The sequence below is a fragment of the Ruegeria sp. CH8 genome (assembly GCF_056536985.1).
Genome location: NZ_JBQFQR010000003.1, coordinates 212604 through 225070, shown reverse-complemented (window position 1 = coordinate 225070; position 12467 = coordinate 212604). Strand labels below are relative to the sequence as shown.

The window sequence follows — 12467 nt, the reverse complement described above, 5'->3', positions numbered from 1 at the left end:
ACCTTAGGCACCGCAGGCAGATGCAGGACACAAATACATTGGTACAGGTGGCACCGGGCGCGGCTCCGGTGTCCGAACAGAAAGACGATGCACCCCGTGTCGTTCCCCGCGCCCTCAGCAACCGACAGAAGGCCGCCGTCGTTGTGCGGTTATTGCTGAACGAAGGCGCTGACATCCCGCTGGAAGAACTTCCCGATGATCTGCAGGAGAAATTGACCCACCAATTGGGCGAAATGGGGCTTGTCGATCGCGTTACGTTGGATGCCGTGGCGCAGGAATTTGCCGAGGCGCTAGACAGCGTCGGTCTGTCCTTCCCGCATGGTTTGGCGGGTGCTCTGGACGCGGTGGATGGCAAGATTGGATCGGCGACGGCAGCCCGGCTGCGCAAGGTCGCCGGAGTGCGTCAGATCGGTGACCCGTGGCAGCGCTTGCGCGAAATCCCAACCGCGGACTTGGCCTCGATGGTGCAAGCGGAAAGCACCGAGATTGCCGCCGTGATGCTTTCAAAGCTAGAGACCGCAAAGGCCGCACAGCTATTGGGCCACCTGCCCGGCCCTGTCGCTCGCAGAATTACCTATGCGATCTCGAAAACTGCAAATGTTACCCCCGAAGCGGTTGAACGCATCGGCTGGTCGCTGGCTGCACAACTGGATCAGAAACCCTCTCAGGCCTTTGTCGATGGTCCGGGCACCCGGGTTGGTGCGATTTTAAACCAGTCCACGGCCTCCACCCGCGATGGTCTGTTGACCGCCTTGGACGAAGAGGATTCGGATTTCGCAAGCGTCGTGCGGCGTTCGATCTTTATTTTTGCGCATATTCCGACCCGAGTACTGCCGCGCGAAGTTCCCACGATTCTGCGCAGCGTGGACCAGGCCGATCTGCTCACCGCATTGGCGGGCGTGGTTGCGGAAGGCGACAAAACCGCGGCTGATTTCCTATTGTCCAACATGTCTACACGCATGGCGGACAACCTGCGTGAAGAGATTGCAGAACGCGGTAAGGTCAAACAATCAGATGCTGAAGACGCGATGACTCAGATCGTGAGTGCTATCCGTACTCTTGCGAGTGAAGGCGCGATAACGCTCATCGAAGAAGAAAGTGAAGACTAGGTGAGCAGCCCAAGCCTTTGGAACGCTTGTGATCAGAGAACGTGCCTTGTATGTCTGACCCGGCAAATTACAACAGCCGGTGAGACCAGATTATGCCCGTCGAAAAGTCGGAACTAAGCCGCGGGGCGCTTCGAAAGTACTATGTCACCGGCCTGTTTCTGAAGGGCGTGATCGGTGCAATGCGCCTGCTGCCTTATGGGCGACGTATCGCAACGATGGGGGTCATCGTACGTAGCCTTGCCCCACTGGTCGGGTATACCGAACGCGTGCGCAGAAACCTGAAACTGACCTGCCCCGAATTGTCCGACGCAGAGGTGAAGCGCATCTGTCGTGATGTTCCAGACAATGCTGGGCGCGCGATCATGGAGCATTTTTCTCCCGAAGATTTCACTGCACGTCAGAGCAAGGCCAAGATTTCCGGTCCGGGCGTCGCGGCCTTTGACAAAGCCGTAGCCGAGGGGCGACCGGTGATGATGATCACCGCCCATTTCGGCCATTATCTGGCAGCCCGAATTGCCTTGCAGACACGCAGTGGCCAGCCCATCGGGTGCCTGTATCGCCGCATGGCGAACCCGTATTTCAACGACGCCTATGTCGAGGCATTCTACAAAACCGGCGCACCCATGTTCGAGCAGGGCCGCCGTGGCATGGTTGAGATGGTGCGTTCACTCAAGAAGGGCGGCATCATCGCCATTGTTTCGGACCTTCATGCCCATGGCGGGGAAGAGTTGACCTTCTTCGGCAAACCGGCCGTCACATCGGTTCTGAACGCGGAACTGGCGATGAAGTACAAAGCCGAGTTGATCCCTTGTTATGCCATTCGTCAACCGAACGGCCTGGACTTTGAGATCGTACTACATGATCCGGTTCCGCATACTGACCCAAAGACCATGACCCAGTTCACCAATGATGATCTTGAGACCGTGGTTCGACAGCATATGGGGCAATGGTTCTGGATTCACCGGCGTTGGAAGGCCTGGAAAAGACTGGGCGTGCAACCCGAAGACATGCCCTGATCACTTGACCTTGGTTGCTGCAACGATTGGGCCGTGCCCGGCCCGCTGCACCAGAACAACCGCGGGAAGATCCGAGGTCAATTCGGCTGAAAACCGTTGCGGTGCAACCCCATCCCACTGTCCGGCCACCTGCCAGGACTCCACTACGTTCGCATAGTCCAACTCATGCCCCGCCAGTTCACCGCGGCGGATCGACGCGTGGCGCATCGGTGAATATTGCACCACCCGCACGTCAAAGGTCTCATCCTCTGGCAGCTCGACTGGGGTCACATCTACGGTCACATCATTCCCGGATCGTGTCGCCACAACTTCAGCCTCGGGTGCGGCTGACAGATGCGCGTCGATCAAACGCTCCAATTCGCGCGACTGGGCCCCGACCACATCATGCTGACCATTTATGACCATCTGCGGCGTGTAGATCATCGACCGACCGCCCTGACGCGCATAGGCGCGCTGACGTTGGGTGTGATTTGGGTCGGCATATTCATCCTCCCACCCGATATAGTCCCAATAATCCACATGCAGAGCCAGCCCGATTACATCATCGCGTTTGGCAAGATCATGCATCATTCGGTCGGCAGGTGGACAGGACGAACAGCCCTGCGACGTAAACAACTCGACGACCACTGGATCGCTTTCGGCCGCAAGCGGAGCCGCTAGAACAAGAGAAAGTGCGGTAGTTGCGATGGCGGATCTGAGCATATTTGACCTCGGGCTGATAACTTTTCTGTCTGGGACCGATAAGATGCCTGAATTGTTTAAACCCTTTGGAGATCACCCTCCAATCAAGGTTTCTTGAAACCAACCGGCTATCCGATGAAGTGCACGGCAGCAAGACAAGACCGTCTTTGTACGTCTTGGTCCTTGAACCACAGTAAAACGTGATAAACATAGGTGTTAGCGAACCCCGTTATCCAAGTCATTTGAGAGGGAGCCAACTCATGCCCATTAAAGTCGGACAGGACACCGCCAAAACACGCCGCAGCCTGAACGTGAATGGCAAATCCATTTCCTATTACTCGATTCCCGCCGCGCAAGAGGCTGGTCTGGGCGATTTTTCGAAACTCCCCGCCGCATTGAAAGTCGTTTTGGAAAACATGCTGCGGTTCGAGGATGAAGGCTTTTCCGTCTCGATCGATGACATCAAGGCCTTTGGCGAATGGGGCGCCAATGGCGGTAAAAACCCTCGCGAGATTGCTTATCGCCCTGCCCGCGTGTTGATGCAGGATTTCACCGGCGTTCCTGCCGTGGTCGATCTGGCCGCAATGCGGGACGGGATCAAAGGGTTGGGTGGTGACGCGCAAAAGATCAACCCGCTGAACCCGGTTGATCTGGTCATCGACCACTCGGTCATGATTGACGAGTTTGGCAACCCGCGCGCGTTCCAGATGAACGTGGATCGCGAATATGAGCGCAATATGGAACGCTACCAGTTCCTGAAATGGGGCCAGTCGGCCTTCAACAACTTTCGTGTTGTGCCCCCCGGCACCGGTATTTGTCACCAAGTGAACCTGGAATATCTGGCCCAGACCGTCTGGACCGACACCGATCAGAATGGGGAAGAGGTCGCCTATCCCGACACGCTGGTCGGCACCGACAGCCATACCACCATGGTCAACGGCATGGCCGTTCTGGGCTGGGGCGTCGGCGGGATTGAGGCCGAGGCGGCGATGCTGGGGCAGCCGATCTCAATGCTGATCCCCGAGGTCGTGGGATTTGAGCTGACTGGTGCGATGGTTGAAGGCACCACTGGCACGGACCTTGTTTTGAAAGTCGTGGAAATGCTGCGTGAAAAGGGCGTGGTTGGGAAATTCGTCGAATTCTACGGCGAGGGTCTGGATCGCCTGCCGCTGGCCGACCGCGCGACCATTGCCAACATGGCCCCCGAATACGGCGCGACCTGTGGCTTCTTCCCCATCGACGGCGAGACCCTGCGCTACATGCGCAATACCGGCCGTGACGAGGACCGATTGGCGCTAGTCGAGGCCTATGCCAAGGAAAACGGTTTCTGGCGGGATGAGGACTATGCGCCAATCTACACCGACACCCTGTCGCTGGATATGGGCACCATCGTTCCCGCGATCTCGGGTCCGAAACGTCCTCAGGATTATGTGGCGCTGACCGATGCCAAGGCCGCTTTCCTGAACGAGATGGAGAAGACATTTAAACGCCCGATGGGCAAAGAGGTCTTGGTCAAAGGTGAAAACTACGCGATGGAGTCAGGCAAGGTCGTGATCGCCTCAATCACCTCCTGCACCAATACGTCCAACCCCTACGTGATGATCGGCGCCGGTCTGGTGGCAAAAAAGGCGCATGAGCTGGGCCTGAACCGTCAGCCCTGGGTGAAGACCTCGCTGGCTCCCGGATCGCAGGTCGTGTCGGAATATCTCGAGGCCGCTGGTCTGCAAGAACATCTGGACGCCATCGGATTTAATCTTGTCGGTTATGGCTGCACCACTTGTATCGGTAACTCGGGTCCAATCCAGAGAGAGATTAGTGAAGCAATCGCCGAGGGCGATCTGGTCGCCACCTCGGTCCTGTCGGGCAACCGCAACTTCGAGGGTCGGATTTCCCCGGATGTACGTGCCAACTATCTGGCTTCGCCGCCGTTGGTGGTCGTCTACGCCCTGGCGGGCACCATGGATATCGACCTGACCACAGAACCGATTGGGAAGGACAAGGGCGGCAATGATGTCTTCATGAAAGACATCTGGCCAACCCAAAGCGAAATCGCCGAGCTGGTGCAGCAGACTGTCACCCGCGATGCGTTCCAGTCGAAATATGCCGATGTTTTCAAGGGAGACGAAAAATGGCGCGAGGTCGAGGTTCCACAGCAAGAAACCTATGACTGGCCACCCACTTCGACTTACATCCAGAATCCACCTTATTTCCAAGGGATGGGGCCTGAGCCGGGCACGATCTCGAATATCGAAGGCGCCAAGGTTCTGGCCATTCTGGGCGACATGGTCACCACCGACCACATCTCACCGGCCGGCTCCTTTGCAACCACCACGCCTGCAGGCAAGTACCTGATGGACCGTCAGGTGCAACCGCGCGAGTTCAACTCTTACGGCTCGCGCCGGGGCAACCACGAGGTCATGATGCGTGGCACTTTCGCCAATATCCGCATCAGGAACGAGATGCTGGACGGCGTTGAGGGCGGCTACACCAAGGGACCGGACGGCCAGCAGACCTCGATCTATGACGCGTCGATGGCCTATCAGGCGCAGGGTACGCCGCTGGTGGTCTTTGGCGGTGAGCAGTACGGCGCGGGATCATCCCGCGACTGGGCGGCCAAGGGCACCGCGTTGCTGGGTATCAAGGCCGTCATCGCCGAGAGCTTTGAGCGCATCCACCGCTCAAACCTTGTTGGCATGGGCGTGATCCCGTTCGAATTTACCGGCAACGATAACCGAAAGTCGCTGAGTTTGACAGGGGACGAAACCGTCTCGATCCATGGGTTGGACGCGGTTGAACCGCTGCAAGAGGTGCCCTGCACCATCACTTATGCCGACGGTGCCGAGACAACTATCCCTCTCAAATGTCGCATCGATACTGCACCCGAGATCGAATACATTGAGAACGGTGGCGTGCTGCAATACGTGCTGAGAAACTTGGCGAAAGCAGGCTGAAACACCAAAGCCCCGGACAACGTACCGGGGCTTTTTTATTTTTTGTCAATCGGTGTAGCCCATCAATAATAGAGCGCGTGCCGCAGGCACGCCCCGCTTGGCAAAGACTAACTTTACTGACTGGCTTTCTCCAGCGCGGGTCGGATGGTGCTTTCGATCACGCGTTGGGTAATCGGCCCGGCAAACCGCAGGAGGATCGTGCCTTCGCCGTCGATCACATAGGTCTCGGGCACACCATACAGGCCCCAGTCCAGCGCCATCCGTCCCTGTTCATCCCGTCCGATGGACTTGTAAGGGTCGCCCAGATCAGTCAGGAACGATTCGGCGTTGTCCAGTTTGTCTTTATAGTTAATGCCGTAGACCGGGATACCTTCCTTGGCCAAAGCTTCAAGGTTCGGGTGTTCAGCACGACAGGGCGCGCACCAGCTGGCCCAGTAGTTGACCAGCTTGACTTCGCCGTCGCGCAGTGTCTCATCGTCGAACATCGTCTTGCCCGGAAACTCGGTCAGAACAACCGGCGGCGCGGGCTGGCCCTGGCGGGCCGACGGCAGCGTGTCGTCCGAGCCATCTTGCAATTGCACCAAGGCCGCGACTGCAAACGCGCCGAAGATCAGCGGTGGCGCCAGCATCAGGGGCGAGATCTTAGCCATTGCGTGTCATCCTTTGTTCGACCTTCTCCATCTCAGTTCGAACCTTGCGCCCGCGTGCGATGCTGAACACGATCAGCAACACCAGCAGACCAATCGAGGCCGCATAGGACCACAGAACCGTATCGGCATATTTTCCAAGATCAGGGATCATCCGTTTACCCTTTCCCGCGCCAGCAGCGCCTTGATCCGCCGCGCCCGGATTTCCGTGCCAGTGCGATACAGGACCAGCGCAATGAACAGCAGCACGAACCCGATGATGCACAGCAATAACGGGTAGAAGTAGATGTTGCTGACCTTTTCTTCGGTATCCGCCCCGGTTACGGCCGCCGCGCGCATCACCGACGCGCCCTGATGCAAGCCCTGGTTCCAGAAGTTCACCGCATAACGGCTGAGCAGCGCGAAGACCGAGCCCACCAGACACAGGACCGAGGTCAGATCCGCCGCCGTATCTGGATCTTCAATCGCTTCCCACAGTGCAACATAGCCCAGATAGAACAGGAACAGGATCAGGAACGAGGTCAGGCGCGGATCCCAGGCCCACCACGTGCCCCACATCGGCTGCCCCCAAATCGCTCCGGTCGCCAGCGCGATCAGCGTCATCACGATGCCAATGGGGGCCGCCGCACGGGCAGCCAGCGCACTGACATGGTGACGCCGCACCAGCCAGACCAGCGAAGTTGCCAGCATCATCAGCCAGCAATTGATTGCCATCAGCGCCGCAGGCACATGCAGGTATATGATCTTGACGGTCGAGCCCTGCTTGTAATCGTCCGGCGTGAAAAAGAACCCCCAGACCAGTCCGACCACAATGCACGCAAGCGAGGTTACCCAGAAAAACGGCATCACCCGTTCACTGGTGGCAAGGAACTTGCGCGGGTTGGCGTATTCCCAGAGGGCGTTGGCTTTGGCTGCGATAGACATGGGCCTTATCTAGTCCGAGTCGGGTGCGTTCTCAATTGACATCGGTCAAAGTTTGAACGCGTCACCGAAGGTTGATGCGCAGAACCGCTGCGCTGGCAAAGGGCAGCAGTGCGATGGTGGCCGCTGTGATCCCCGCCAGCATCAGCAGCGGCGTTTGTGTCTCCATCCCCGTGGCGCCACGGCGCGCGACCTCGGCACCGAAGATCAGGGTCGGCACATATAGCGGCAGTACCAGCAGCGACAGCAGCAGCCCGCCACGTTTCAGGCCCACGGTCAGGGCCGCGCCGAAGGTGCCGATGACGCTCATGGCCGGGGTACCGATCAGCAGTGAAATCACCAGCCAGAAGAACCCCGGGACCGGCAGGTTCAGCAGCACGCCCAGAAACGGCGCAGCCAGAACCAGCGGCAGACCGGTGGTCAACCAATGCGCCAGCGCCTTGATCGAGACCACCGATTCCAGCGGCAATGGCGCGGTGGCCAGCAGATCGAGCGAGCCGTCCTCCCAATCCAGCGCCAACAGGCGGTCCAGCGACAGAAGGCACGCAAGCAGCGCGCCTAGCCACAGAACACCCGGTGCGATGGTCGACAACAGCGACGATTGCGGCCCCACCGAAAACGGCACCAGAACAGTGACGATCAGAAAAAACGCCAGACCAAGGCCAAAGCCCCCTCCGGCTCGGAAGGCCAGTTTCAGGTCACGCAGCAACAGGGCGATCACAGGAAGCCTCCGTCGAAATCGTCGATGGGTTTTGGTTTCGCCTTGTTGGGACCGACATCCAGAACCTCGCCATCTAGGCCAAGGTCGATATGGGTGGCAATCAGGGCCGAGCCGCCCTGCCCCAGATGGGCACGTACGGCGTCGGCGAACATCTGCACGGCGTTTTTGTCCAACGATACGGTGGGTTCGTCCAGCATCCAGATCGGCCGCCCGGTTACCAGCATCCGTGCCAAACCCAGACGTCGCTTTTGCCCCGCCGACAGGTTGCCCGCGTGACGATCCGACAACTCGTTCAGCGCAAAGGCGTTCAATGCGGTTTGGATGCCATTTGTGCCAAAAACCGACGCCCAGAAGGTCAGGTTTTCCACGACGGTTAAAGTCGGCTTTAACCCATCGGAATGTGAGGCATAGGCGATCTGATCCTCGGCTCCGTCAATCTGCCCGGTTAGGGGCGGCTGCAATCCCGCCAACGTACGCAGCAGCGTCGTCTTACCGATGCCGTTCGGCCCGCGCAGGATCAGCGCCTTGCCGGGGTGCAGCGCAAAGCTCAGCCCTTCAAGGACGGGAACGCCACCGCGGGCGATGGCCAGATCGGTCACAGTCAGTATCATGAGTTCCGCTTATCTGATTGCTGGCAGAGGCAAAAGGCGAGATTTGCCGCAGGCCCTGTGCCCGCCTCAGACCGGCAATAGCGCCAGTGCAACGCGGCGGCCTTCGGACAGCAACACATTGTAAGTGCGGCAAGCGGCCGGAGAATTCATGATCTCAACCCCAATTCCCGCATCCTCAAGCGCCGTGCGCAGGTCAGATGGGATATGGGTCAGAGCCTCTCCGGTGCCGATGAACAGAACGTCCACCGTTTCGGACAGCGCCAACAGCGATGCGTCATCGGGGTAACCGCCCCAGCCTACGGTGCCAGTGGGACCTGTCAAAACAGCCTCATGGTAAACCTGCCCGCCGATGCGGAAAAAGCCGGGGCCATAGCCATCGACTGGAACTGCGTTGTTGTAGGTGATCTCATTCAGGCGCATGGGCACCTTCTAGCCCCAAAGCGGCAGGCCCGACAAGGCTGCAACCGCAATCGCCAGATAGGCAGCGGCGCGGTAAAGCCGTTCGTATTCGGGCCGGAACAACCAGCCCCCCAGCCAGTTGCCCAGTAGGTTCGGCACCGACAACACCAATCCCAACGCTACAGCGGGCCAGGTGATCCGCCCCATGCCGGTCAGAAAACCGAGGATCAGGAAATCGAAGACAAACAGGAACAGCAGGATCGTCGCCCGGATCACCTCAACCGGCAAAGGCCGCGACATGTAGAACAGGATCACCGCCGGGCCGGGCAAGCCTGCCACGCCACCCAGAAACCCGGCAGCGCCACCGATCCCGGCGACCATCGTGCGCCCCACGCGCCCGTGATACCGCAGCCCGAGAATCAGCACAGCCAGCATGAAGATCGCCAACAGACTAACTGCATACCGGAACACCTCTGGCTCGACCCGCGTCAGCAGCCATAGTCCCACTGGCAATAACAATGCGCATCCGGTCGCCAGTCGGGCCAGATCACCCCGGTCCACAACACGCCAGGCCCGCCGCAGGTTCGGCAACGGCCCGAAGATGTCCATGATGGTCAGACCAATAATGGCTCCGAATGGGCCAAGAAATGGCGTGGCGATAGGGAGGAAGATCAGCGCAGTTCCAAACCCTGAAAACCCGCGCACGATGCCGCCAAGAAAGGCGGCAAAAAGGATAACGGCCAGCCCTGTTGGGGACTGGCCGAATATCTCAGGCGTCGATGTTGGCAAACTGATTGCCCGCCGTATTGGACGGCTTGGACCAGTCTCGCTTGACCCCCAACCACAGCAGGATGGTCGAGGCCACGAAGACCGACGAATAGGTTCCCACGATCACCCCCCAGATCATCGCAAAGACAAAGCCGCGGATCACGTCGCCGCCCAGCACATACAGCGAGATCAGTGCCAGCAATGTGGTCACCGAGGTCATCACAGTCCGGCTGAGCGTTTCGTTGATCGAGATGTTCAGAACCTCCTTCAAGTCCTTCTTCTTGTATTTCCGTAAGTTCTCACGCACCCGGTCGAACACAACCACGGTATCGTTCAGCGAGTAACCCACGATGGTAAGAAGCGCCGCGATGATCGCCAGATCGAACCGGATCTGCAGTTCCGAGAAGATACCGATGGTCAGGATCACATCATGCACCAATGCGGCCACGGCCCCCAGCGCAAACTGCCATTCAAAGCGTAGCCAGATGTAGACCAGAACCGCGCCGATGGCGAGCATCACCGCGATTACAGCAGTCTGGATCAACTCACCCGAGACCTTGGGACCAACGGATTCGACCGAGACAAATTCGATATCTGGCACGGAAACCTTCAACGCATCTTCCACCGCGGTGACAGTGGCGGCGGAAACCGCCTCGGCATCAGCCTGCGCCTGAATGCGGATCATGGCGACGTTTTCGTCCTCGCCAAAGGTCGGATCGAAAATCTCGGTGATGGTCACATCGCCCAGTTCCAGCGGAGCAATAGCGTCACGATAGGCGCCGATGTCGATCTCTTGCGTGGACTGAGTCCGGATCGTGGTCCCGCCGCGGAAATCGATGCCAAAGTTCAGCCCCTGCAGCATGAAGGACGTGAACGCCACAACCATCATCAGGGCCGAGATGCCCAGCCAGACCTTCCAGCGGCTGAAAAAATCGAACGAGGTGTTCTGGGGTACGAGTTTCAGTCTCATGTCAAACCTCGATCGTTTTCGGACGGCGGCGTTCGAACCACATCACGACAAACAGGCGCGTGACGAAGATCGCAGTGAAGGCCGAGGTCAGGATACCAAGACCCAGCGTGATCGCGAAACCACGCACCGGGCCGCTGCCCATAGCAAACAGGATCACGGCGGTGATGAAGGTGGTCACGTTGGCGTCGACAATAGCCGACAGCGCCTTTTCATAACCCAGTTCGATCGCACGTGCCGGGCCTCGGGCGGATTTCAGTTCTTCGCGGATACGTTCAAAGATTAGCACGTTGGCGTCGACCGCCATACCCACAGTCAGAACGATGCCCGCAATACCCGGCAGGGTCAGCGTGGCCCCAATCAGCGACAGCAGGCCAAAGATCAGCCCGACGTTGATGATCAGCGCGATATTGGCAAAAATCCCGAACAAACCATAGCTGAGCGCCATGAAGCTCAGCACCGCGACAAAGGCCACGATGGTTGCGGTTTTACCTGCGTCGATGCTGTCCTGACCCAGCTCGGGGCCGATAGTGCGTTCTTCCAAGAATTCCAACCCGGCGGGCAGAGCACCGGCGCGCAGAAGGACGGCCAGATTGGTGCTTTCTTCGACAGTGAAGTTGCCGGTGATGATACCCGACCCGCCCGGAATATGGCTTTGGATCACGGGGGCCGAGATCACCTCGTCATCCAGCACAATAGCAAAGGGTGCGCCGATATTGTCTCGGGTGTAGTCACCGAACTTGCGTGCACCAGACGTGTTGAACCGGAAACTTACCGCAGGTCGGCCGTTTTGATCGAATGAAGGCTGCGCGTCTACCAGTTCTTCACCGGTCACAACCGGAGCGGATTCGATTATGTAATAGACACCATCCTCATCAATGGAAGGGACGACCTCCTGACCGATACCCGGCACCGCATCCGGGTCGCTGCCGCGCCCAACCACGGGGTTAAACGTCAATTGCGCCGTGGTTCCAATGATATCTTTAAGCTCACCCGCGCTGCCGATACCCGGCACTTGAATAAGGATACGGTCCGCGCCCTGCCGCTGAATGGTGGGTTCACGGGTGCCGACCTCGTCGATCCGGCGGCGGATGATTTCCAGCGCCTGGCGCACGGTGCGGTCATCCGAGGCCAGCTTCTCGGCCTCTGAAAGCTGCACGACGATGGTATCGCCCTCGGCGCGGGCTTCGATATCAGTGGCGCCAACGCCGGTCAGCGTCTGCACCTGGCGGGCCAGACCGCGTACTACCTCCAGCGCGCGAGGCATACCCTCGGGCTGGCTGATGCGAACGCGAATCTCATCCGGGGCCGATTCCTGTTTACGGATCGTGCCCACGGTTGCGCGTTCATCCCGCAAGGCGTCGCGGATCTCGGGCCACATCGCCTCCATCCGGGATTCGTACACATCTTCGACCTTCACTTCGGCCAGCAGATGCGCCCCACCACGCAGGTCGAGGCCAAGATTGACCAGCGACGACGGCAGCCAGTTGGGCCACTGCGCCGCCTGCGCCTGCATTTCGGGGGTGTCGATGCCAAGCTCAATCGCAGTCTTGGCATCGTTAGATTGCTCAACGCGCGTGTAAAACGCATTCGGCAGGGCCATGAGCAAGCCGGTCACACAAACCAGCCAGATCAGAACCCGCTTCCAGGTATCAATTTGCAGCATTACCCTGCCT

The 12467-nt window shown here is 58.9% G+C and carries 13 protein-coding genes; 3 read left to right on the top strand and 10 right to left on the bottom strand.

The features are described 5' to 3' along the window. The first annotated feature begins 20 nt into the window (after positions 1–20). Positions 21–1109, top strand: coding sequence for a flagellar motor switch protein FliG (locus ACR0ER_RS04850; RefSeq protein WP_480767956.1), 1089 nt, complete (start codon positions 21–23; stop codon positions 1107–1109). Positions 1110–1201: 92 nt separating this feature from the next. Beyond that, entirely contained in the window at positions 1202–2125 is a 924-nt protein-coding gene (locus tag ACR0ER_RS04845) for a lysophospholipid acyltransferase family protein (protein ID WP_480767955.1), read from the top strand. On the opposite strand, the gene ACR0ER_RS04840 is transcribed toward ACR0ER_RS04845, so the two are convergent. Beyond that, a complete protein-coding gene (locus tag ACR0ER_RS04840; protein WP_480767954.1) occupies positions 2126–2827 on the bottom strand; it encodes a DUF1223 domain-containing protein in 702 nt (233 codons plus the stop codon). Positions 2828–3066: 239 nt separating this feature from the next. On the opposite strand from ACR0ER_RS04840, the gene acnA reads away from it, so the two are divergent. Continuing rightward, positions 3067–5757, top strand: coding sequence for an aconitate hydratase AcnA (acnA, locus tag ACR0ER_RS04835; protein ID WP_480767953.1), 2691 nt, complete (start codon positions 3067–3069; stop codon positions 5755–5757). 113 nt (positions 5758–5870) lie between these two features. Here acnA and ACR0ER_RS04830 read toward each other — a convergent pair whose 3' ends face one another. From ACR0ER_RS04830 to secD, 9 genes are all read right to left on the bottom strand, one after another. Continuing rightward, positions 5871–6407 carry a DsbE family thiol:disulfide interchange protein gene (locus tag ACR0ER_RS04830; protein ID WP_170329245.1) on the bottom strand — a complete coding sequence of 179 codons (537 nt, stop codon included), beginning with the start codon at positions 6405–6407 and terminating at the stop codon, positions 5871–5873. Further along, positions 6400–6558, bottom strand: a complete 159-nt coding sequence (gene ccmD / locus ACR0ER_RS04825; RefSeq protein WP_480767952.1) for a heme exporter protein CcmD — start codon at positions 6556–6558, stop codon at positions 6400–6402. Before ccmD ends, ACR0ER_RS04830 begins: the two co-directional genes overlap by 8 nt. Then, a complete protein-coding gene (locus ACR0ER_RS04820) occupies positions 6555–7328 on the bottom strand; it encodes a heme ABC transporter permease (RefSeq protein WP_170329247.1) in 774 nt (257 codons plus the stop codon). The genes ccmD and ACR0ER_RS04820 overlap by 4 nt, the downstream gene beginning before the upstream one ends. A gap of 61 nt (positions 7329–7389) precedes the next feature. After that, positions 7390–8046, bottom strand: coding sequence for a heme exporter protein CcmB (ccmB, locus tag ACR0ER_RS04815; protein WP_170382693.1), 657 nt, complete (start codon positions 8044–8046; stop codon positions 7390–7392). Further along, positions 8043–8657 carry a heme ABC exporter ATP-binding protein CcmA gene (ccmA, locus tag ACR0ER_RS04810; protein WP_480767951.1) on the bottom strand — a complete coding sequence of 205 codons (615 nt, stop codon included), beginning with the start codon at positions 8655–8657 and terminating at the stop codon, positions 8043–8045. The genes ccmB and ccmA overlap by 4 nt, the downstream gene beginning before the upstream one ends. Before the next feature lie 66 nt (positions 8658–8723). Further along, a complete protein-coding gene (locus tag ACR0ER_RS04805; protein WP_480767950.1) occupies positions 8724–9077 on the bottom strand; it encodes an Mth938-like domain-containing protein in 354 nt (117 codons plus the stop codon). A gap of 9 nt (positions 9078–9086) precedes the next feature. Beyond that, positions 9087–9845, bottom strand: coding sequence for a sulfite exporter TauE/SafE family protein (locus tag ACR0ER_RS04800; protein ID WP_480767949.1), 759 nt, complete (start codon positions 9843–9845; stop codon positions 9087–9089). Next, the gene (gene secF, locus ACR0ER_RS04795; RefSeq protein WP_170329251.1) at positions 9826–10794 is read right to left on the bottom strand and encodes a protein translocase subunit SecF; all 969 of its coding nucleotides are present in this window, start codon (positions 10792–10794) and stop codon (positions 9826–9828) included. Before secF ends, ACR0ER_RS04800 begins: the two co-directional genes overlap by 20 nt. A 1-nt stretch (position 10795) precedes the next feature. Then, the gene (gene secD / locus ACR0ER_RS04790) at positions 10796–12457 is read right to left on the bottom strand and encodes a protein translocase subunit SecD (protein ID WP_480767948.1); all 1662 of its coding nucleotides are present in this window, start codon (positions 12455–12457) and stop codon (positions 10796–10798) included. Between the last annotated feature and the right edge of the window lie 10 nt (positions 12458–12467).